General features: G+C 62.1%; 17 protein-coding genes. 16 read left to right on the top strand and 1 reads right to left on the bottom strand.

Annotated elements, in window-relative coordinates; genetic code table 11:
- Positions 1 to 2: 2 nt before the first annotated feature.
- Genes M2400_RS14020 through M2400_RS14010 form a run of 3 tightly spaced genes read left to right on the top strand, consistent with a single transcriptional unit; the run spans position 3 to position 3,923 of the window.
- Complete coding sequence (locus M2400_RS14020) at positions 3 to 890, top strand: MaoC/PaaZ C-terminal domain-containing protein (RefSeq protein ID WP_259197183.1); 888 nt, start codon at positions 3 to 5, stop codon at positions 888 to 890.
- Entirely contained in the window at positions 890 to 2,188 is a 1,299-nt protein-coding gene (locus M2400_RS14015) for an acetyl-CoA C-acetyltransferase (protein WP_177078288.1), read from the top strand. Before M2400_RS14020 ends, M2400_RS14015 begins: the two co-directional genes overlap by 1 nt.
- A gap of 31 nt (positions 2,189 to 2,219) precedes the next feature.
- Entirely contained in the window at positions 2,220 to 3,923 is a 1,704-nt protein-coding gene (locus M2400_RS14010) for an AMP-binding protein (protein ID WP_259197179.1), read from the top strand.
- Positions 3,924 to 4,061: 138 nt separating this feature from the next.
- Here the strand turns inward: M2400_RS14010 and M2400_RS14005 are convergent, their stop codons facing one another.
- Positions 4,062 to 4,958: a MurR/RpiR family transcriptional regulator gene (locus M2400_RS14005; RefSeq protein ID WP_177044670.1), complete on the bottom strand. Its 897-nt coding sequence runs from the start codon at positions 4,956 to 4,958 to the stop codon at positions 4,062 to 4,064.
- 303 nt (positions 4,959 to 5,261) lie between these two features.
- Here M2400_RS14005 and iolC point away from each other — a divergent pair, with 303 nt between their 5' ends.
- The 13 genes from iolC (at position 5,262) to M2400_RS13935 (ending at position 21,438) form a co-directional block, all read left to right on the top strand.
- On the top strand, positions 5,262 to 7,199 hold the full coding sequence (iolC, locus tag M2400_RS14000) for a 5-dehydro-2-deoxygluconokinase (RefSeq protein WP_177078285.1): 1,938 nt from the start codon (positions 5,262 to 5,264) through the stop codon (positions 7,197 to 7,199).
- A gap of 197 nt (positions 7,200 to 7,396) precedes the next feature.
- Positions 7,397 to 8,290 (top strand): myo-inosose-2 dehydratase, encoded by an 894-nt coding sequence (gene iolE / locus M2400_RS13995; protein ID WP_177044673.1) that lies wholly within the window; start codon positions 7,397 to 7,399, stop codon positions 8,288 to 8,290.
- Positions 8,287 to 9,081, top strand: a complete 795-nt coding sequence (iolB, locus tag M2400_RS13990) for a 5-deoxy-glucuronate isomerase (RefSeq protein ID WP_017479897.1) — start codon at positions 8,287 to 8,289, stop codon at positions 9,079 to 9,081. Before iolE ends, iolB begins: the two co-directional genes overlap by 4 nt.
- A 23-nt stretch (positions 9,082 to 9,104) precedes the next feature.
- A complete protein-coding gene (locus tag M2400_RS13985; RefSeq protein WP_177044678.1) occupies positions 9,105 to 10,607 on the top strand; it encodes a CoA-acylating methylmalonate-semialdehyde dehydrogenase in 1,503 nt (500 codons plus the stop codon).
- Positions 10,608 to 10,632: 25 nt separating this feature from the next.
- Positions 10,633 to 11,448 carry a TIM barrel protein gene (locus tag M2400_RS13980; RefSeq protein ID WP_177044680.1) on the top strand — a complete coding sequence of 272 codons (816 nt, stop codon included), beginning with the start codon at positions 10,633 to 10,635 and terminating at the stop codon, positions 11,446 to 11,448.
- Positions 11,449 to 11,458: 10 nt separating this feature from the next.
- Positions 11,459 to 13,390: a 3D-(3,5/4)-trihydroxycyclohexane-1,2-dione acylhydrolase (decyclizing) gene (gene iolD, locus M2400_RS13975; protein WP_177115852.1), complete on the top strand. Its 1,932-nt coding sequence runs from the start codon at positions 11,459 to 11,461 to the stop codon at positions 13,388 to 13,390.
- Positions 13,391 to 13,409: 19 nt separating this feature from the next.
- Positions 13,410 to 14,420, top strand: a complete 1,011-nt coding sequence (locus M2400_RS13970; RefSeq protein WP_177044683.1) for a Gfo/Idh/MocA family protein — start codon at positions 13,410 to 13,412, stop codon at positions 14,418 to 14,420.
- A 144-nt stretch (positions 14,421 to 14,564) separates the two neighbouring features.
- Positions 14,565 to 15,425, top strand: a complete 861-nt coding sequence (locus M2400_RS13965) for a sugar phosphate isomerase/epimerase family protein (protein ID WP_177044685.1) — start codon at positions 14,565 to 14,567, stop codon at positions 15,423 to 15,425.
- Between the two features lie 131 nt (positions 15,426 to 15,556).
- A complete protein-coding gene (locus tag M2400_RS13960) occupies positions 15,557 to 16,597 on the top strand; it encodes a Gfo/Idh/MocA family protein (RefSeq protein WP_259197163.1) in 1,041 nt (346 codons plus the stop codon).
- 366 nt (positions 16,598 to 16,963) lie between these two features.
- Entirely contained in the window at positions 16,964 to 17,899 is a 936-nt protein-coding gene (locus M2400_RS13950) for a sugar ABC transporter substrate-binding protein (RefSeq protein ID WP_010173158.1), read from the top strand.
- Between the two features lie 63 nt (positions 17,900 to 17,962).
- The gene (locus M2400_RS13945) at positions 17,963 to 19,516 is read left to right on the top strand and encodes a sugar ABC transporter ATP-binding protein (protein WP_259197155.1); all 1,554 of its coding nucleotides are present in this window, start codon (positions 17,963 to 17,965) and stop codon (positions 19,514 to 19,516) included.
- Positions 19,517 to 19,576: 60 nt separating this feature from the next.
- Entirely contained in the window at positions 19,577 to 20,614 is a 1,038-nt protein-coding gene (locus M2400_RS13940) for an ABC transporter permease (protein WP_003214704.1), read from the top strand.
- Positions 20,615 to 21,033: 419 nt separating this feature from the next.
- Positions 21,034 to 21,438: a TraR/DksA C4-type zinc finger protein gene (locus tag M2400_RS13935; protein ID WP_010173153.1), complete on the top strand. Its 405-nt coding sequence runs from the start codon at positions 21,034 to 21,036 to the stop codon at positions 21,436 to 21,438.

Raw genomic sequence — 21,438 nt, 5'->3', positions numbered from 1 at the left:
ACATGGACTATGTGACGCAGATTATTGACCCGCCGCCCTCGCGCTCGCGCCTGCTGCTGGACGGCGTATTGGCAATGCGCAAACCCAAGGTGGACGGTGCACCGACGCTGCCGAAAGAACGCCTGGTGCGTTCGGCGGTCGAGCTGTCTGCCCAAGGCATCGCGGCCTATGGTCGGGCCTGTGGTTTTCGCCGCGAGCAAGGCGTGCCGCTGTCCTATCCCCATGTGCTGGCGTTCCCGTTGCACCTGATGTTGCTGACGCGCCCGAGTTTCCCGTACCCGGCCAGCGGCATGGTGCATCTGGCCAATCGCATCCGTCAGCATCGACGCCTGGAGGAGGGCCAGGCCCTGCGCCTGGAGGTGTATTGCGAGCGCTGGGTCGCCCATCCCAAGGGCCAGGCCCTGAGCATCGCCACCCGGGCCTACAGCGCCGGCACCCTGGTGTGGGAGAGCGACAGCCTGTATTTGCGTCGCGATGTAAACGCCCCGGTCGGTGAACCCTGGGACGACGTGCTGCCGTTGCAGGAAGAGGGTTTGCTGCGCACCCAGCGCTGGGCGCTACCGGCGGATCTGGGGCGACGGTTTGCCAAAGTCTCGGGGGATTTCAACCCGATTCACACCTCGATAATCGGCGCCAGACTGTTCGGTTTTCGTCGCGCCATCGCCCACGGCATGTGGACCCTGGGCCGCGCCCTTGCCGCCCAGCAACCGCCCGGTGGACTGGACCAGGCCGAGGCCCATTGCGACTTCAAATTGCCGATCTTCCTGCCCGGCCAGGTCGCCCTGTGGAATGCCCCGCCGACCGGCCCGCGCCGTGAGTTTGAAGTGCGCAATTTCGCCGGTGACAAACCCCATATGCGTGGGCTGTTTATCTGGAAAGAGAGCCATTGATGAGTGACTACAGTTTCAACCCGGCCCCCACCCGTCGTGTGGCGATAATCGGCGGCAACCGTATTCCGTTCGCCCGCTCCAACACCGTGTACGCCCATGACAGCAATCAGGATTTGCTGGTCGCTGCTTTGCAAGGTTTAGTGCACCGCTACAACCTTCACGGCCTGCGCCTGGGGGAGTTCGCCGCCGGTGCGGTGATCAAGCATTCCCGGGATTTCAACCTGGCCCGGGAAAGCCTGCTGTCCACCACGCTGTCACCCGAAACCCCGGCCTACGACCTGCAACAAGCCTGCGGCACCGGCCTGGAAGCGGCGTTGCTGGTGGCGAATAAAATCGCCCTCGGGCAGATCGAAGTGGGCATTGCCGGCGGCTCCGACACCACCTCCGACGCACCCATCGGCATCAACGAATCCCTGCGCCGCACCTTGCTTTCAGCCAACCGCGCCAAGGGCTCCGGCGCCAAGCTGAAGGCCTTGATGGGCGTGCGCCCGTCGATGTTTTTCAAGCCGCTGCTGCCGCGCAATGGCGAGCCGCGCACCGGCCTGTCCATGGGCGAACACTGCGAAGAAATGGCCAAGCGCTGGCAGATCAAGCGCCTGGCCCAGGACGAGTTGACCCTCACCAGCCACCAGCGGCTGGACGCCGCGTACAAGCAGGGGTTCTTCGACGATTTGATCAGCCCGTATCGCGGCCTGGCCCGGGACAACAACCTGCGGGCCGACGCCAGCCTGGAGAAACTCGCCGGCCTGTCCCCGGCCTACGACCGCCAGAACGGCACGCTCACTGCTGGTAACTCCACACCCCTGACTGACGGCGCCTCGGTGGTACTGCTGGCCAGCGAGGACTGGGCTGCCGAACGCGGCTTGCCGGTGTTGGCGTACCTGCGAACCGGCGAAACCGCGGCGGTGAACTTCGTCGACGGCACCGAAGGCCTGCTGATGGCCCCGGCCTATGCGGTGCCGCGCATGCTCAAGCGCGAAGGCCTGACGTTTGCCGACTTCGATCTGTTCGAGATCCACGAGGCCTTCGCGGCCCAGGTGCTGTGCACCCTCAAGGCCTGGGACGACCCGCAGTACTGCCGCGACCGCCTGGGCCTGGACGCTCCGCTGGGCAGCATCGACCGCGCCAAAATGAACGTCAACGGTGGCTCCCTCGGCTGCGGTCATCCGTTCGCCGCCACCGGTGGCCGGCAACTGGCGGCATTGGCCAAGGCCATCCACCAGCGCGGCGGCGGGCGTGGCTTGATTTCGATCTGCGCGGCGGGCGGGCTGGGCATTACCGCCATCGTCGAAAAGTAGTTCCCACCATAAAAACAACAAGGAGACTGCCATGAACGCTGTAAGCCTGGAACAGACCGAACGCCTCTGGTTGAACGCTTACCTGCCCGGCGTGCCGGCAGACATCGACGCCGGCATCGAGGCCTACCCGTCGCTGCGCGAGGTGTTCCTGGAGCACCTGCACAAGTTCCGCGACCGCGTGGCCTACGTCAGCATCGGCACCGAAATGACCTACGCCGACTGGGAGGTGCAGGGCATCGCCTTTGCCGCGTGGCTGCAAGCCCAGGGCGTGAAGAAGGGCGACCGGGTGGCGCTGATGATGCCCAACTGCTTGCAATACCCGATCTGCCTGCTGGGCACGATCCTGGCGGGCGCGGTGGTGGTCAACGTCAACCCGCTCTACACCGCCCGGGAGTTGCAGCACCTGCTCAAGGACAGCGAGGCGGAGACTATCGTGATCTTCGAAAACTTCGCCCATACGTTAGAGAAAGTGGTCGCCGCCAGCACCGTCAAACGCGTGGTGATTGCCGCCATCGGCGACCTGCTCGGCACCTTCAAGGGTGCGGCGATGAACTTCATCCTGCGCAGCGTGCAAAAGCAGGTGCCACGCTTCAACTTGCCAGGCGCGGTGCGCTTCAACCAGGTGTTGAAACAGGGACGCGGGCAGGCCCATCTGCCAGTGCCGATGAACCGCGAAGACCTGGCCTTCCTGCAATACACCGGCGGCACCACCGGCGACGCCAAGGGCGTGATGCTCAGCCATCGCAATATCATCGCCAACCTGTTGCAGGCCAAGGCGTGGGTGGGTGACCAGTTGGACCAGAACCAGCAGGAAACCAACGTTACCTTGCTGCCGCTGTACCACATCTTTTCCCTCACGGTGAACTGCCTGATGTTCATGTGCCTGGGCGGGCGCAACATCCTGATCGCCAACCCGCGGGACGTGAAACGGGTGCAGATGATCCTGCGCAAGGAGCGATTCAACGGGATTGCCGGGGTGAATACGCTGTTCAACGGTTTGCTGGAAAACAAAGAGTTCTGCGCCCGGGATTTCTCCGACCTGCGAATGGTGATCGCCGGCGGCATGGCCACCCACACCGCCGTGGCCAAGCGCTGGAAGGAAGTCACCGGCTTGCCGATCATCGAAGGCTACGGCCTCACCGAGTGTTCGCCGGTGGTGAGCATCAGTCCCATCGACATCTCACGCATGCGCGAGATGGAATTCACCGGCAGCATCGGCGTGCCGCTGCCGTCGACCTGGGTGCGGTTTATCCGTGAGGACGGTGAGCTGGCGGAGCTGGGGGAGCAGGGCGAGCTGCAAGTGCGCGGGCCGCAGGTGATGCAGGGCTACTGGAGGCGCCCGGCGGAAACGGCCGAGGTGCTGGATGCCGAAGGCTGGCTGTCGACCGGGGATATCGGGGTGATGAATGAGCAGGGCTTCATTCGCCTGGTGGACCGCAAGAAGGACATGATCCTGGTGTCCGGCTTCAACGTGTACCCCAACGAGATCGAAGACGTGGTGGCGCTGCATCCAGGCGTTGGGGAAGTGGCGGCGATTGGGGTTGAGGATGGCGTGACTGGCGAGCGGGTGAAAATCATCGTGGTGCGCAAGGACCCGGGTTTGACCCAGGAGCAGATTCTGGCCCACTGCCGGGAATACCTGACGGGGTACAAGGTGCCGCGGTTTGTGGAGTTTCGTACCGAGGAATTGCCCAAGACGACGGTGGGCAAGGTGCTGCGAAGGGCCCTGCGCTAATCCCGAAATGCATAGCACCCCTGTGGCGAGGGAGCTTGCTCCCGCTGGAGTGCGTAGCGCTCCCGCTTTTTTTGGGTCTGCTGCGCAGCCCAGCGGGAGCAAGCTCCCTCGCCACAGGGTTCAGCGTTTTGCGCTTATTCAGTCGTCGAATCCCACCTGCTCATGAATCTCATCGACCTTCAATTCCAGCCGATAGGCCACGGCAATAAACAGCGCCTGGCACAGGCACAACGTCGCACTCAGTGACCTGAACGCAAACGACGACCCTTCATTTACCAGCAACACCGTGCTTGCCCGCTTGGCCAGGGGCGACAGGTTGCTGTCGGTGATGATCAACGTCTTGGCCTGATGGTGCTGGGCAATCCGCAGGCAGTGCTGGGTTTCCTTGCCATAGGGCGTAAAGCTGATGGCAATCACCAGGTCGTTGGCCCGCACACTGCGCATCTGCTCGCGATAACTGCCGCCCAACCCCGAGACCAGGTGAATGCGCTTGTTGGTGTGCTGCAGGTTGTACACCAGGTAATCCGCCACGGCGAACGAGCGGCGCACGCCCACCACGTAGATATTGTCGGCATTCACTACCAGGTCTACGGCCTTGTCGAAGGCGGCGTCATCCAGCTCCAGCCCCAGGCGCTCGATGCCGGACAGGGTGGCGTTCACGCATTCACGCGCCAGGTCGCCGCCGCTGGCTTTCTGCGACTTGTTGGCGATCATGCTGCGGATGCGCTGCTGGTAGTTCTGCACCGGCGTGGTCTTGTGGGTGTAGGCCTCGCGGAACAACGCCTGCATCTCACTGAAGCCACTGAAACCGAAACGCTGGGAAAACCGCACGATGGCCGACGGGTGCACTTCGCATTCACGGGCGATGTCGCTGATGCGGTCGACCATGATCCGGTCGCTCTGCTGGCTCATGTAGCTGGCGATGCGCTTGAGCTGGCGCGGCAGGCTCTCGTACTCATCGGTGATCAGCTGCAACAGGCGCTCGGCGTTGATCGGCGGGCTGGCGAGTGCGTCTTCCGGGGCGCTCTGGGACATAGGGAATCCTTCTGGCTTGTTCTTATAGGGCGCGTTGGAGCGCCCCTGACAATAAGTCGATGTGCGCAAGTCTACAGGGTAGGCGCAAAAAAATACCTCGGCATCCCGCCCCGCGGTACAGCTGAAACGTTGCACCGTGGCTGGAACACGTCGATGGTGGCGTATTGGAAAATATATTCCACAAAAAATATTTATAGAATAAATATTGATTGGCGTCGCCAGACGTTCTAGTCTGCTTGCACCAAGAGCGTATGCCGCCACCACGACGGCACACGCAGGCTGATAAAAATAACAGGAGCCAGCATGGGCCAGACTCGTTTTGCCAGTGGGCGTCAATTGGATCTGATTTGCCTGGGACGCCTGGGCGTCGACCTTTACGCACAACAAGTGGGTGCACGGCTGGAGGATGTTTCAAGCTTCGCCAAGTACCTCGGCGGTTCCTCCGCCAACATCGCCTTCGGTACTGCACGGCTGGGCCTGCGGTCGGCCATGTTGAGCCGGGTGGGGGACGACCATATGGGGCGTTTCCTGCTGGAATCCCTGGCCCGCGAAGGCTGCGATGTCAGCGGTATCAAGGTCGACCCGGAACGCCTTACCGCCATGGTGCTGCTGGGCCTCAAGGACCGCGAAACCTTCCCGCTGGTGTTCTACCGCGAGAACTGCGCCGACATGGCCCTGCGCGCCGAAGACATCAGCGAAGCGTTCATTGCTTCCAGCAAGGCGCTGCTGATCACCGGCACGCACTTCTCCACTGACGGCGTGTACAAGGCCAGCATCCAGGCCCTGGATTACGCCGAGAAGCACAACGTCAAGCGCGTGCTCGATATCGACTACCGCCCGGTGCTCTGGGGCCTGGCCGGCAAGGCCGACGGTGAAACCCGGTTTGTGGCCGACCAGAATGTCAGCCAGCACGTGCAAAAAATCCTCCCGCGTTTCGACCTGATCGTCGGCACCGAAGAAGAATTCCTGATTGCCGGCGGCAGCGAAGATCTGCTGACCGCGCTGCGCACGGTGCGCGGCCTCACGCCGGCCACCCTGGTGGTCAAGCTTGGCCCGCAGGGTTGCACGGTGATCCACGGCGACATCCCGGCGCGCCTCGAAGACGGCGCGATCTACCCAGGTGTGCGGGTGGAAGTGCTCAACGTGTTGGGCGCCGGTGATGCCTTCATGTCCGGCTTCCTCAGTGGCTGGCTGATCGATGCCAGCGACGAGCGCTGCTGCCAGTTGGCCAATGCCTGCGGCGGCCTGGTGGTGTCCCGCCATGCTTGCGCACCGGCGATGCCGACCCGTGCCGAACTCGATTACCTGTTCAACAGTCCGGTGCCGATTACCCGCCCGGACCAAGACGCGGTGCTGCAACGCCTGCACCAGGTCAGCGTGCCGCGCAAAACCTGGAAGCAGCTGTTTGTATTCGCCTTCGACCACCGCTGGCAACTGGTGGAGCTGGCGCAAAAGGGCGGCCAGGACCCGGCGCGCATCAGCGCCCTCAAGCAACTGTTCATCCAGGCCGTGGAACGGGTAGAAAGCAAACTGGCGGAGCAGGGCGTCGAGGCCGACGTCGGAATCCTGGCCGACCAACGCTTCGGCCAGGACGCGCTGAACGCCGCCACCGGTCGCGGCTGGTGGATCGCCCGCCCGGTGGAAGTCCAGAACTCCCGGCCACTGGCCTTTGAACACGGCCGCTCGGTGGGCAGCAACCTGATTGCCTGGCCCCGTGAGCAGATCATCAAGTGCCTGGTGCAATACCACCCCGACGACGAACCGCTGCTGCGCCTGGAACAGGAAGCGCAACTCAAGAGCCTGTACCAGGCCTCCCTGGTCAGCGGCCACGAACTGTTGCTGGAAATCGTGCCGCCCAAGGATCATCCGTCTACTTATCCCGACGTGCTCTATCGCAGCCTCAAGCGCCTGTACAACCTGGGCATCTACCCGGCGTGGTGGAAGATCGAAGCGCAGTCGGCCGAAGACTGGAAGAAGCTCGATGAATTGATCCAGGAACGCGACCCCTACTGCCGAGGCGTGGTGCTGCTGGGCCTGAATGCTTCTGCCGAATGCCTGGCCGATGGCTTTCGGCAAGCCAGCCAGAGCCAGACCTGCCGTGGTTTCGCCGTGGGCCGCACGATCTTCCAGGAGCCCAGCCGAGCGTGGCTGGCAGGGGAGATCGACGATGAGGGGTTGATTCAACAGGCCCAGGGCATCTTTGAACAATTGATCAGTGCCTGGCGCAGCGCCCGAAGTTAAGCGCCGCTCATTGAATTGGAATGCAATCAAAGGTGGGAGCTGGTTTATGTGGGAGCTGGGCTTGCCCGCGATAGGATCCACTCGGTCTATCTGAAGCACCGAGGTGTCTGCATCGCAGGCAAGCCAGCTCCCACACAAGCTGGCTTCCACATAAAGCAGATCTCAGGCAACTCTGAAAAACAATAAAAGGTGCAGCCATGCCCGCTATCCGAATTGGCATCAACCCGATCTCCTGGAGCAACGACGACCTGCCGGCCCTGGGCGGCGAAACGCCGTTGAGCACCGCCCTCAGCGAAGGCAAGGACATCGGCTACGAAGGTTTCGAACTCAACGGCAAATTCCCCAAGGACGCCAAGGGCGTGGGCGATGTGTTGCGCCCGTATGACCTGGCGCTGGTCTCCGGCTGGTACTCCAGCCGCCTGGCCCGGCGCTCGGTGGCGGAAGAAATCGAGGCCATCGCCAGCCACGTCGAACTGCTGCGGGAAAACGGCGCCACAGTGTTGGTGTACGGCGAAGTCGCCGACTCGATCCAGGGTTCGCCGGTACGCCTGATGGAACGCCCGCGTTTCCACAGCGAACAGGCCTGGCAGGAGTACGCCGACAAGCTCACCGAACTGGCGCGTTTCACTCTGTCCCAGGGTGTGCGCCTGGCGTACCACCACCACATGGGCGCCTACGTCGAATCTCCGGAAGACATCGACCAACTGATGCGCCGCACCGGTCCGGAAGTCGGCCTGCTGTTCGACTCGGGCCACTGCTACATGGGCGGCGGCGAGCCCCTCGACGTCCTGCGCAAACACATCGACCGCATCTGCCACGTACATTTCAAGGACGTACGCAAACCGGTGGTGCAACTGGCGCGCAACCAGATGTGGAGCTTCCCGGACTGCATCGTCAACGGCACCTTCACCGTGCCCGGCGACGGTGATATCGACTTCGCCGCACTGCTGGACGTGCTGCTGGCCGCCCACTACCACGGCTGGCTGGTGGTGGAGGCCGAGCAGGATCCCGCCGTGGCGCCGAGCTATATCTACGCGAAGAAAGGCTATGACACGCTGCGCGCACTTCTGAGTGAGAGGACCGGACAATGAGCCTGTTGGTCAAAAGCAGCAAACGCGGGCAGACCATGGTCGCCCTGGAAGAAGGGCGCCTGGAATACGTGGGCTTCGCCGCCTACCGCCTGAGCCTGGGTGAAACCCTGCCCGTCACCGCCGGTGATAAAGAACTGTGCCTGGTGCTGCTCAGCGGCCGGGTAACTATTCAGGGCGAAGGCTTCAACTGGGAAAACCTCGGTGATCGCCACTCGGTGTTCGAAGACAAATCCCCGTTCGCCGCCTACCTGCCGCCGGGCACCGACGCCCAGGTCACCGCCCTGAGCGACGTGCAAATCGCCGTCTGCGCCGCACCCGGCTCAACCGAAGCAGGCCTGGCCCCACGCCTGATCCGCCCCGAACAATGCAAACGCAGCGTCCGCGGCAAGGGTGCCAACACCCGCTACGTGTGCGACATCCTGCCCGACAGCGAGCCCGCCCATTCGCTGCTGGTGGTGGAGGTGCGTACGCCGTCCGGTCACTCGTCGAGCTACCCGCCCCACAAGCACGACACCGACGATCTGCCGCACCAGAGCTTTCTCGAAGAAACCTATTACCACCAGATCAACCCGCCCCAGGGCTTCGTGTTCCAGCGCGTCTACACCGACGACCGCAGCATCGACCAGGCCATGGCAGTGGAAAACAGCGACCTGGTGGTGGTGCCCAAGGGGTATCACCCGGTCAGCGTGCCGTATGGCTACGAGTCCTACTACCTGAACGTGATGGCCGGCCCCAAGCGCGCCTGGCATTTCCATAACGACCCGCAGCACAGCTGGCTGCTGGATCTTTAAAGCACTTTCGACGGAGAACAATAATGAGCAACGCCCCAGTAATCGGCCACTACATCAACGGCCAGGTGCAGGACAGCGGCAGCGAACGTTTCAGCAATGTATTCAACCCGGCCACCGGCGAAGTCCAGGCCCGCGTCGGGCTGGCCAGCCAGAAGACCGTCGATGAAGCCGTGGCCTCGGCGCTGAAAGCCTTCCCGGCGTGGTCCGAGCAGTCGTCCCTGCGCCGTTCGCGGGTGCTGTTCAAGTTCAAGGAACTGCTCGACCGGCACCACGATGAACTGGCCGAAATCATCAGCCGTGAACACGGCAAGGTGTTCTCCGACGCCAAGGGCGAAGTCACTCGCGGCATCGAGATCGTCGAGTACGCCTGTGGCGCGCCGAACCTGCTGAAAACCGATTTCAGCGACAACATCGGCGGCGGCATCGACAACTGGAACCTGCGCCAGCCCCTGGGCGTGTGCGCCGGCATCACCCCGTTCAACTTCCCGGTGATGGTGCCGCTGTGGATGATCCCGCTGGCCCTGGCCACCGGTAACTGCTTCATCCTCAAACCGTCGGAGCGCGACCCGTCCGCCAGCTTGCTGATGGCCCGCCTGCTGACCGAAGCCGGGCTGCCCGACGGTGTGTTCAACGTGGTGCAGGGCGACAAAAGCGCCGTGGACGGCCTGTTGCAGCACCCGGACATCGAGGCGATTTCGTTTGTCGGTTCCACCCCGATTGCCGAGTACATCCACCAGCAGGCGACCCAGCGCGGCAAGCGTGTACAGGCGTTGGGCGGCGCGAAGAACCATATGATCGTGATGCCGGATGCTGACCTGGACCAGGCGGCCGACGCCTTGATCGGCGCGGCCTACGGCTCGGCCGGCGAGCGTTGCATGGCGATTTCGATTGCCGTGGTGGTGGGCGATGTCGGTGACAAGCTCATCGAAAAACTGCTGCCGCGTATCGACCAGTTGAAGGTCGGCAATGGTATGCAAAAAGACAGCGAGATGGGCCCGCTGGTCACCGCCGAGCACAAGGCCAAGGTCGAGGGTTTTATCGACCAGGGCGTGGCGCAGGGCGCGAAGCTGATCGTCGATGGCCGTGGCTTCAAGGTGCCGGGCGCGGAAGGTGGCTTCTTCGTCGGCGCGACCTTATTCGATAACGTCACCACCGAAATGAGCATCTACCAGCAAGAGATCTTCGGGCCCGTGCTGGGCATCGTGCGGGTGGCGGATTTTGCCAGCGCGGTGGCCTTGATCAACGCCCATGAGTTCGGCAACGGCGTGTCGTGCTTTACCAGCGACGGCGGCATTGCCCGCGCGTTTGCCCGCACCATCAAGGTCGGCATGGTCGGCATCAACGTGCCGATTCCGGTGCCCATGGCCTGGCATTCGTTTGGTGGCTGGAAGCGCTCGCTGTTCGGCGACCACCATGCCTACGGCGAAGAAGGCATTCGTTTCTACAGCCGCTACAAAAGCGTCATGCAACGCTGGCCCGACAGCATTGCCAAGGGCCCTGAATTCAGCATGCCAACCGCCAAGTAACTGTTAAGTGTGGAGCACAACAATAATGAAGTCGCCTCTACGTTTTGCCCTGAACCGCATGGTCGCCCCCAGCCTTTCCCTGCCAGACTTTATCCAGTTGGCGGTGACCCTCAAATGCGACGCCATCGAGATCCGCAACGACCTCAAGGGCATCGAGATTGAAGACGGCACTCCCGCCAGCCGCGTACGCGAATTGTGCGCGGTGCACGGCATCACCGTGCTGTCGATCAACGCGCTGTACCCGTTTGATGTATGGAACGACGAGCGCCGCGCCCAGGCGATCAAGCTGGCCGCCTATGCCCGCGAATCCGGCGCACAGGCATTGGTGATGTGCCCGTTGAACGACCGTGCCGACTCACGCAACGAAGCCCAGCGCGCCGCCGGTTTGCGCACCGCCTTGAGCGAACTGGCGCCGATCCTGCGGGAATACGGGATTCTCGGCTTCGTCGAACCCCTGGGTTTTGAAGAATGCTCCCTGCGCCGCAAGCGCGTGGCGGTGGATGCGATCAAGGCCATCGGCGGGCTGGATGTATTCCGCGTGGTGCACGACACCTTCCACCATCACCTGGCCAGCGAACATGAGTTCTTCCCCGAGCTGACCGGGCTGGTGCATATCTCCGGTGTGGAAGATGCCGAGGCGCCGCTGAACTCGATCCGCGACGGCCACCGGGTGCTGGTGGGCGAGGCCGACATCCTCGGCAACGCCGCGCAGATCGACACCTTGCTCAGCACCGGCTACAGCGGCTACCTGTCGTTCGAGCCGTTTGCCGAAAGCGTGCATGGCCTGGCGGACATCAAGCAGGCACTGGGGGCGAGCATCGCCCACCTGCAAAAACGATAAGGGGCACCCCATGACCACAACCCGATTGACCATGGCCCAGGCCCTGGTGAAGTTTCTGGATAACCAGTACATCGAAGTCGATGGCGTGCAGAGCAAATTTGTCGCCGGCATCTTCACGATTTTCGGCCACGGCAATGTGCTGGGCCTGGGCCAGGCCCTGGAGCAGGACAGCGGTGACCTGGTGGTGCATCAGGGCCGCAACGAGCAAGGCATGGCCCACGCGGCGATTGGCTTTGCCAAGCAGCACCTGCGCCGCAAGATCTACGCCTGCAGCTCTTCGGTAGGGCCGGGCGCGGCGAATATGCTGACCGCGGCGGCGACTGCCACCGCCAACCGCATTCCGTTGCTGCTGTTGCCCGGTGATGTCTACGCCAGCCGCCAGCCGGACCCGGTGTTGCAACAGATCGAGCAGTTCCATGACCTGAGCATCAGCACCAACGACGCCTTTCGTGCCGTGAGCAAATACTGGGACCGCATCAACCGTCCGGAACAGTTGATGACCGCGGCGATCCACGCCATGCGCGTGCTCACCGACCCCGCCGAAACCGGCGCGGTGACCCTGGCTTTACCGCAGGATGTGCAGGGCGAGGCGTGGGATTACCCGGATTACTTCCTGCAGAAACGCGTGCACCGTATCGACCGCCGCCCGGCGACCGAAGCGATGCTGGGCGATGCCGTAGCGGCGTTCAAAGGCAAGCGCAAACCGCTGATCGTGTGTGGCGGTGGGGTCAAATACTCCGGCGCGAATGCCGCGCTGCAAGCCTTTGCCGAGCGCTTCGACATTCCGTTCGCGGAAACCCAGGCGGGCAAGAGTGCGGTGGTGTCCAGCCACCCGCTGAACCTCGGTGGCCTTGGTGAAACCGGCTGCCTGGCGGCGAACCTGCTGGCACCTGAAGCCGACCTGATCATCGGCATCGGCACACGTTATACCGACTTCACCACCTCATCCAAATCCCTGTTCAAGCATCCCGAGGTGCGGTTTCTCAACCTCAATATCAGCCCGTGCGATGTGCTGAAACTGGACGCCGTGCAATTGCTGGCGGATGCCAAGGTGGGCCTTGAGGCGCTGGCCGAAGCGCTGGGTGACTATCGCTCCAGTTGGGGTGATCAGCCACGGGATGCCAAGGCGCAACTGGATGCCGAAGTGGACCGCATCTACCAGGCCGATTACCAGAGCGAAAACTTCGTCCCGGAAATCAACGACCACATGGACCCGGCGGTGCTGCGTGAATTCATCGAGCTGACCGGTTCCTGCCTGACCCAAAGCCGCGTGCTCGGGGTGCTCAACGAAACCCTGGCTGATGATGCGATCATCGTCGCCGCCGCTGGCAGCCTGCCGGGCGATTTGCAGCGCAGCTGGCGCAGCAAGGGCGTCAACACCTACCACGTCGAGTACGGCTATTCGTGCATGGGCTACGAGGTCAACGCGGCGCTGGGCGTCAAGCTGGCCGAGCCCGAGCGCGAGGTGTACGCACTGGTGGGCGATGGCTCCTACATGATGCTGCACTCGGAGCTGGCCACCTCGATCCAGGAGCGGCGCAAGATCAACGTGGTGCTGCTGGACAACATGACCTTCGGCTGCATCAACAATTTGCAGATGGAACACGGCATGGACAGCTTCGGCACCGAGTTCCGCTTCCGCAATCCCGAGACCGGCAAGCTCGACGGCGGGTTCGTGCCGGTGGACTTCGCCATGAGCGCGGCGGCCTATGGCTGCAAGACCTACAAGGTCAACACCGTGGAGCAGCTGCAGGCGGCGCTGGCCGATGCGCGCACGCAAACGGTGTCGACGCTGATTGATATCAAGGTTTTGCCCAAGACCATGATCCACAAATACCTGTCGTGGTGGCGAGTCGGTGTGGCGCAGGTGTCCACCAGCGCGCGCACCGATGCGGTGGCCAAACAACTCAATGAACGCCTGGCCAAGGCCCGGCAGTACTAATAACAAGAGGAGTGTTTCCATGTCTTTGAAGTTGGGTGTTATCGGTACTGGCGCCATCGGCCAGGATCACATTCGTCGCTGCAGCCAGACCTTGCTCAACAGCCAGGTGGTGGCGGTGACGGACATCAACCTTGAACAAGCTGCCAAGGTCGTCGCGGACCTGAAACTCACCGCCGAGGTCTACCCGGACGGCCACGCGCTGATCAACTCGCCGCAAGTCGAGGCGGTCCTGGTGACCTCCTGGGGCCCGAGCCACGAAGAATTCGTGCTGGCGGCGATTGCTGCCGGCAAGCCGGTGTTCTGCGAGAAACCGCTGGCCGTGACCGCCGAGGGCTGCCGCAAGATCGTCGAGGCCGAAGTGGCCCACGGCAAGCGCCTGGTGCAAGTGGGTTTCATGCGCCCGTATGACCACGGCTATCGCGCCCTCAAGGCCGTGATCGACAGCGGCCAGATCGGCGAGCCGTTGATGCTGCACTGTGCCCACCGCAACCCGAGGGTGGGTGAGAACTACAAGACCGACATGGCGATCACCGACACCTTGATCCACGAGCTGGATGTGTTGCGTTGGTTGCTGGCGGATGACTATGTGTCGGTGCAAGTGGTGTTTCCGCGTAAATCGAGCAAGGCGTTGGCGCACTTGCGTGACCCGCAGATCGTGCTGCTGGAAACCGCCAAGGGCACGCGCATCGATGTGGAAGTGTTTGTGAACTGCCAATACGGCTACGACATTCAATGTGAAGTGGTGGGGGAGACCGGTATTGCGAAATTGCCGGAGCCGTCCCAGGTGCAGATGCGCAGTGAGGCCAAGCTGTCCAATGCGATCCTGATGGATTGGAAAGACCGGTTTATCGCGGCCTATGACGTCGAGTTGCAGGCATTTATCGACGGCGTGCGGGCCGGGCAAGTGGGCGGGCCGTCGGCGTGGGATGGTTTTGCGGCGGCGGTGGCGGCGGATGCGTGCATCGAGGCGCAGAACAGTGGGCAGATTGTGAAAGTGGGGCTGCCACCCCGTCCGCATTTCTACGGCTGACCACCTATTCCACTGTAGGAGCTGGCTTGCCTGCGATGACGGCGGCACATTCAACAATACTGTCGCCTGATACACCGCTATCGCAGGCAAGCCAGCTCCCACATTTGATCGGGTTCCAACATCAGATTTGGGAGCGTTTCTAACATGCGCATCGCATTAGACCCCTACATGTACCGCCACCTGCCCCTCGGCCAAATGGTCGACAAGGCCGCCGAACTCGGCTACCAGCACATCGAACTCTCGCCCCGGGAAGACTTCCTGCCGTTCTACAAGGCCGCCCGGGTCGACCGGGCGCGCATCAAGGAATTTCGCAAAGCCCTGAGCGACGCCGGCGTGCAACTCTCGTCCCTGCTGCCCATGTACCACTGGGCCGCCGCTGACGAAGGCCTGCGGGTTGCCGCCGTACGCAACTGGAAGCGCGCGATCCAGATCGCCGTGGAAATGGACTGCGAGCTGGTCAACACCGAATTCACTGGCCAGTCGGACAACCCGCTGGTGTGCGAAAACCAGTTCATGCGCTCCATGGATGAGCTGATGCCGGAGTTCGAGCGCGAAGGCGTGAAGCTGGATATCCAGGCGCACCCGTATGACTTCTGCGAGCGCAACAACGAGTCGGTGGACATCATTCGCGGCCTCGACCGCGACTGGATCAACTACCTCTACGCCGCGCCACATACCTTCTTCTATGACGACGGCAAGGGCGATATCGCCTCGATGCTCAAGTACGCAGGCGCAAAGCTCAGCCACTTGATCATCGCCGACACCTACAACCACCGGGCGTCCTCCAACCTGCGCTACATCGTCAATCCGCCGGGCGTGACGGCCACCGTGCACCAGCACCTGGACATCGGCCAGGGCGAGGTCAACTGGGAGGCGTTTTTCGGCACCCTGCGGGAAATCAAGTTCGACGGCATCGCCACGGTGTCGGTGTTCGCCTGGGAAGACCGGCCGGATGAGTCCAACCGGATGATGCTGGAGCGGGTCACCCGCGAACTTTGCTGTTAGATCGCTGTGGCTTGCTCTGTGGTGAGGGAGCTTGCTCCCGCTGGGGTGCGAAGCGCCCCCAAAAGCTTGCGACTGCTACGCAGCCGAGCGGGAGCAAGCTCCCTCGCCACAATTAACCAAGGAGTATTTGTATGCGAATCGGATTGGTTGGATACGGCCACGGTGGCCGCTTTTTTCACGCACCGCTGATTGCCAGCCTGCCGGGGGCGACCTTTGTCGGCGTCGTCACCCGCTCACCCGAGCGTCGCCAACAGTTGGCGAAAGACCATCCCGGTGTAAAAGCCTTCGATACCATCGGCCAGATCGTCGAGGCCGGTGTCGACGCCCTGGTGATCTCCACCACCCTCAAGGGCCGTCCCGCGCTGGTGCTGGAAGCCATCGAACACGGTGTGGCGGTGGTCAGCGACAAACCCTTCGCCAGCAATGCCGAACAGGCCCAGGCCTTGATTACCGCCGCCGAGCGCCAGGGCGTGCTGCTCAGCGTCTACCAGAACCGGCGCTGGGATTCGGATTTCCTGACCCTGCGCAAGCTGATCGACGCCGGCGCACTGGGCACCGTCACCCGCTTCGAATCCCGGGTGGAACGCTACAACCCGGGCTCCGTGGGCAATGCCAGCGGCGGCGGGTTCCTGCGGGACCTGGGCAGCCATCTGGTGGACCAGGCGATGCAGCTGTTCGGCCCGGTGGAGCGGGTGTTCGCGCAATTGCACTACACCCCGCAGGAGCCCACAGTAGATCACGGTTTCTTCGTGTCCATGACCCACGCCAACGGGGTGATTTCCCATCTGTGGGGGAGTGCCTTGCAAAACAGCCAGGCGCCGCGTTTCCGGGTGAATGGCAGCGCCGGGTGCTACACCGTGGAAGGCCTGGACGGCCAGGAAGCGTTGTTGATGGCCGGCAAGACCCCGAAAACCGAAGGCGAGCACTGGGGCGCCGAAGAACACCGGCGTTGGGGCTGGTTCGAGCAAGGTGAGGAGCGCGAGCGCGTGCCCTCGGAAAAAGGCCGCTGGAACCAGTTCTACAGCCAGTTGCAAAGCGCAGTGGAAGGCCAGGGGCCGTTGCCGGTGGACGCCCGGGATGCGCTGCAAACCACCCGTGTACTGGACGCGGCGCGCCTCAGTTCGGAGCGCCAGCAGGTGGTGGAAATACCCGCTGTGGAAAGCCACAGATGAAAAATAGAATAAAATTCTAAAATAAGTTGATATGGAAATTATTTTCCAATAAAGTCATTTCCAGGTTGCATAAAGTACGTTCGGACTCGATTCGGGCGACTCGACAAAAACAAGATCAAAACAACCAGGTACCGTCAGATGAAAATCTTCAACGCTGTACTGCGAGTTTTACGTCCTGCCCTCAAGCCACGCGGTCTGCCCCGCGCCCGGCCGTTTTACTTCTCCCTCCTGAATGTCCTGTGCGTCGAAAGCAAGGGTTCCCTGGTGTGCTGCATTCCGGGGGCGCCGATCGTTCGACTGCCGACAGCTTCGCTCTGAAAAACGCAACGTCCACAAAACCAACAAGAAATTGGAGACAGACCGTTCATGAAGACCCCGATCCGTTTTACCGCGCTGGCCCTGTCAATGATGCTCGCCAGCGGTTTTGCCACCGCCGCCGATATCAAGGTGGGTGTGAGCATGTCGGCATTCGATGACACCTTCCTGACCTACCTGCGCGAGGACATGGACAAGCAAGCCAAGTCCTATCCCAAGGGTGACGGCGTACAGCTGCAGTTCGAAGATGCCCGCGCCGACGTGGTCAAGCAATTGAGCCAGGTCGAGAACTTTATCAGCCAGAAAGTCGACGCCATCATCGTCAACCCGGTCGACACGGCATCTACCGCCAACATCAGTAAAGCGGCGCTCGCGGCGGGCATTCCGCTGGTGTACGTCAACCGTCGTCCCGACCAGACCGATTTGCCCAAGGGCATCGTGGCCGTGACCTCCAATGACGTCGAGGCCGGCCGCCTGCAAATGCAGTACATCGCCGAAAAGCTCGGTGGCAAGGGCAAGATCGTGATCCTGCTGGGTGACCTGGCGAACAACTCCACCACCAACCGCACCAAGGGCGTGAAGGAAGTCCTGGCCAAATACCCGGACATCAAGATCGAGCAGGAACAGACCGGCATCTGGCTGCGTGACAAGGGCATGACCCTGGTCAATGACTGGCTGACCCAGGGCCGCGAGTTCAACGCAGTACTGGCCAACAACGATGAGATGGCTATCGGTGCGTCCATGGCGTTGAAATCGGCGGGGACCAAGCCGGGCACCGTGTTGATCGCGGGCGTGGATGGCACGCCGGACGGCCTCAACGCGATTACCAAGGGTGACATGGCCGCGTCGGCCTTCCAGGACGCCAACGGCCAGGCCGTGGGCTCGGTGGAAGCAGCACGCAAGATGGCCAGGCACGAGCCGGTGGAGCAGAACGTGGTGATCCCGTTCAAGCTGATCACCCCGGACAACGTCAAAGACTTCAAGTAGCCCTTAATAACAACAATAAACCGGCAGGGCAGCCACGGCGGCCCTGCTGACGGAGTACCCGATATGTTTGCTCAAGCGACTGCTTCCCAGCCTCCCGGTATCCAGCCCCTGGTACTGGAAGAACCCTATCTGCTGGAGATCTCCAACATCAGCAAAGGCTTTCCCGGCGTCGTGGCCCTGGCCGATGTGCAACTGCGGGTGCGCCCCGGTTCGGTGCTGGCGCTGATGGGAGAGAACGGCGCGGGCAAGTCGACGCTGATGAAGATCATCGCCGGCATCTATCAGCCCGACGCCGGTGAAATCCGCCTGCGGGGCAAGCCGATTGTGTTTGAGACACCGCTGGCGGCGCAGAAAGCCGGCATCGCGATGATCCACCAGGAACTCAACCTGATGCCCCACATGAGCATCGCCGAGAACATCTGGATCGGCCGCGAACAGCTCAACGGCCTGCACATGGTCAACCACCGGGAAATGCACCGCTGCACCGCGCAATTGCTGGAGCGGCTGCGGATCAACCTCGACCCGGAAGAACACGTCGGCAACCTGAGCATCGCCGAGCGGCAGATGGTCGAGATTGCCAAGGCCGTGTCCTATGACTCCGACATCCTGATCATGGATGAGCCCACCTCGGCGATTACCGACAAGGAAGTGGCCCACCTGTTTTCGATCATTGCCGACCTCAAGTCCCAGGGCAAAGGCATCATCTACATCACCCATAAAATGAACGAAGTGTTCGCCATCGCCGATGAAGTGGCGGTGTTCCGCGACGGTGCGTACATCGGCCTGCAACGGGCCGACAGCATGGACAGCGACAGCCTGATCTCGATGATGGTGGGGCGCGAGCTGAGCCAGCTGTTCCAGGTGCGCGACAAGCCGATCGGCGATCTGCTGCTGTCGGTACGCGACCTGCGCCTGGACGGGGTGTTCCAGGGCGTGTCGTTTGACCTGCACGCCGGCGAGATTCTCGGCATTGCCGGGTTGATGGGCTCTGGCCGTACCAACGTGGCTGAGACCATTTTTGGCATCACCCCAAGCTCCGGCGGCGAGATCCAGCTGGACGGCAAGACCGTGCGCATCACCGACCCGCACATGGCCATCGAGAAGGGCTTCGCGCTGCTGACCGAAGACCGCAAGCTCAGCGGCTTGTTTCCTTGCCTCTCGGTGCTGGAAAACATGGAAATGGCCGTGCTGCCGCTTTACTCCGGCAACGGCTTCATCCAGCAAAAGGCCCTGCGGGCCCTGTGTGAAGACATGTGCACCAAGCTGCGGGTGAAAACCCCGTCGCTTGAGCAGTGCATCGACACCTTGTCCGGCGGCAACCAGCAAAAAGCCCTGTTGGCCCGCTGGCTGATGACCAACCCGCGGCTGCTGATCCTCGACGAGCCCACTCGCGGTATCGACGTGGGCGCCAAGGCCGAGATCTACCGGCTGATTTCCTACCTGGCCAGCGAAGGCATGGCCGTGATCATGATTTCTTCGGAGCTGCCGGAAGTGCTGGGCATGAGCGACCGGGTAATGGTGATGCACGAAGGCGACCTGATGGGCACCCTGGACCGCGCGGACGCGACCCAGGAAAAAGTCATGCAACTGGCTTCCGGTATGACGGCGGTCCACTAACGAACACACGGCGCCGGCCCGTTGCGGCCGGCGCAACGCGATAAAAAAAGGTGAGTGGTTATGAACGCGATACTGGAAAGCAAACCCGAGGAAAAGAAGCCCGCTGCAGCGCCGGTCAAGCACCGTCGACGCATGCCCACCGAGCTGAGCATCCTGCTGGTGCTGATTGGCATCGGCCTGGTGTTTGAGTTGTTCGGCTGGATCGTGCGGGACCAGAGTTTCCTGATGAACTCCCAGCGCCTGGTGTTGATGATCCTGCAAGTGTCGATCATCGGCCTGCTGGCGATTGGCGTGACCCAGGTGATCATCACCACCGGTATCGACCTGTCCTCGGGCTCGGTGTTGGCGTTGTCGGCGATGATCGCCGCCAGTCTGGCGCAGACTTCCGACTTTTCCCGGGCAGTGTTTCCATCCCTGACCGACTTGCCGGTGTGGATACCGGTGGCGATGGGCCTGGGTGTGGGGCTGCTGGCGGGGGCCATCAACGGCAGCATTATTGCGGTCACCGGGATTCCACCGTTTATTGCCACCCTCGGCATGATGGTCTCGGCCCGTGGCCTGGCGCGTTATTACACCGAAGGCCAGCCGGTGAGCATGCTCTCGGACTCCTACACGGCCATCGGCCACGGCGCGATGCCGGTGGTGATCTTCCTGGTGGTGGCGGTGATCTTCCATATCGCCCTGCGCTACACCAAGTACGGCAAGTACACCTACGCCATCGGCGGCAACATGCAGGCGGCGCGCACCTCTGGGATCAACGTCAAGCGTCACCTGATCATCGTCTACAGCATCGCCGGCCTGCTGGCGGGCCTGGCCGGTGTAGTGGCCTCGGCACGAGCGGCCACCGGGCAGGCGGGCATGGGCATGTCCTATGAGCTGGACGCGATTGCTGCTGCGGTGATCGGCGGCACCAGCCTGGCGGGCGGAGTAGGGCGCATCACCGGCACCGTGATCGGCGCGCTGATCCTCGGGGTGATGGCCAGCGGGTTTACCTTCGTCGGTGTGGATGCCTACATCCAGGACATCATCAAGGGCCTGATCATCGTGGTGGCGGTGGTGATCGACCAGTACCGCAACAAGCGCAAGCTCAAGCGCTAACACGGTCCTCAAGGCTGCATCAATCAATGTGGGAGCTGGCGTGCCTGCGATAGCATCAACTTGGTCTCGCTGACAGACCGAGTCGACTGCATCGCGGGCAAGCCCGGCTCCCACATGAGCGTTTTGCCATCAACGTTTAACCGTTTGTCTTCTATATAGCTCCACAACACTGAATTTCTTGCTATAAACGCACTCCGATGACCGTTCGCCGAGCCCGTCCTGGTGCCTTTGCGGGTTATCTTGGAAAAAATGCCTGTCATTTCAGTTGCTGAGCCCTCAAGTCGGCCTTAGACTGCCGCCCCTCGTAAATTGAGTGCCGGGTGGCGCTTGAAATGGACGGCGCCTTTCCGAGACCTGTACAGGCCTTCCGGAACGCTCCCTTATTCGCCTTGATGCACGTATTTTTTATAGAGAAATCAATGACAAAGGAAAAGTTGCTGGCCATGCCGGCGGATGACTACATGAATGCCGAGCAGCACGCTTTTTTTGAGCAGTTGTTGCAAGACATGAAAGTGGAACACCATGAGCGCATTGAGCAGAACCGCATCGCCATCGAAAGCCTGGACACCCCGGCTGACCCGGCTGACGCTGCTTCTGTCGAAGAAGAGCGCACCTGGCTGGTGAATGCCATCGACCGCGACCAGCGCATGCTGCCGCAACTTGAGCAGGCCCTGGGCCGTATCAAGGAAGATTCCTTCGGCTGGTGCGATGACAGCGGCGAGCCTATCGGCCTCAAGCGCCTGCTGATCAGCCCGACCACCAAGTACTGCATCGAAGCGCAAGAGCGCCACGAGCAAATCGACAAGCACCAGCGTCAAGCCTGA

The sequence above is a fragment of the Pseudomonas sp. BIGb0558 genome (assembly GCF_024807515.1).
Lineage (GTDB): Bacteria > Pseudomonadota > Gammaproteobacteria > Pseudomonadales > Pseudomonadaceae > Aquipseudomonas > Aquipseudomonas yamanorum_A.
Note: the sequence above shows the minus strand (reverse complement) of the source record. Positions and strands in the feature narration are given on the sequence as shown.

What these genes read in the sequence shown, in the direction of transcription:
- M2400_RS13970 (WP_177044683.1), top strand. Translation starts at nt 13,410, where the DNA reads ATGTCTTTGAAGTTGGGTGTTATCGGTACTGGCGCCATCGGCCAGGAT.
- M2400_RS13945 (WP_259197155.1), top strand. Translation starts at nt 17,963, where the DNA reads ATGTTTGCTCAAGCGACTGCTTCCCAGCCTCCCGGTATCCAGCCCCTG.
- M2400_RS13985 (WP_177044678.1), top strand. Translation starts at nt 9,105, where the DNA reads ATGAGCAACGCCCCAGTAATCGGCCACTACATCAACGGCCAGGTGCAG.
- M2400_RS14020 (WP_259197183.1), top strand. Translation starts at nt 3, where the DNA reads ATGGACTATGTGACGCAGATTATTGACCCGCCGCCCTCGCGCTCGCGC.
- M2400_RS13980 (WP_177044680.1), top strand. Translation starts at nt 10,633, where the DNA reads ATGAAGTCGCCTCTACGTTTTGCCCTGAACCGCATGGTCGCCCCCAGC.
- M2400_RS14010 (WP_259197179.1), top strand. Translation starts at nt 2,220, where the DNA reads ATGAACGCTGTAAGCCTGGAACAGACCGAACGCCTCTGGTTGAACGCT.
- M2400_RS13950 (WP_010173158.1), top strand. Translation starts at nt 16,964, where the DNA reads ATGAAGACCCCGATCCGTTTTACCGCGCTGGCCCTGTCAATGATGCTC.
- M2400_RS13965 (WP_177044685.1), top strand. Translation starts at nt 14,565, where the DNA reads ATGCGCATCGCATTAGACCCCTACATGTACCGCCACCTGCCCCTCGGC.
- M2400_RS14015 (WP_177078288.1), top strand. Translation starts at nt 890, where the DNA reads ATGAGTGACTACAGTTTCAACCCGGCCCCCACCCGTCGTGTGGCGATA.
- M2400_RS14005 (WP_177044670.1), bottom strand. Translation starts at nt 4,958, where the DNA reads ATGTCCCAGAGCGCCCCGGAAGACGCACTCGCCAGCCCGCCGATCAAC.
- iolD (WP_177115852.1), top strand. Translation starts at nt 11,459, where the DNA reads ATGACCACAACCCGATTGACCATGGCCCAGGCCCTGGTGAAGTTTCTG.
- iolE (WP_177044673.1), top strand. Translation starts at nt 7,397, where the DNA reads ATGCCCGCTATCCGAATTGGCATCAACCCGATCTCCTGGAGCAACGAC.
- iolC (WP_177078285.1), top strand. Translation starts at nt 5,262, where the DNA reads ATGGGCCAGACTCGTTTTGCCAGTGGGCGTCAATTGGATCTGATTTGC.
- M2400_RS13960 (WP_259197163.1), top strand. Translation starts at nt 15,557, where the DNA reads ATGCGAATCGGATTGGTTGGATACGGCCACGGTGGCCGCTTTTTTCAC.
- M2400_RS13935 (WP_010173153.1), top strand. Translation starts at nt 21,034, where the DNA reads ATGACAAAGGAAAAGTTGCTGGCCATGCCGGCGGATGACTACATGAAT.
- iolB (WP_017479897.1), top strand. Translation starts at nt 8,287, where the DNA reads ATGAGCCTGTTGGTCAAAAGCAGCAAACGCGGGCAGACCATGGTCGCC.
- M2400_RS13940 (WP_003214704.1), top strand. Translation starts at nt 19,577, where the DNA reads ATGAACGCGATACTGGAAAGCAAACCCGAGGAAAAGAAGCCCGCTGCA.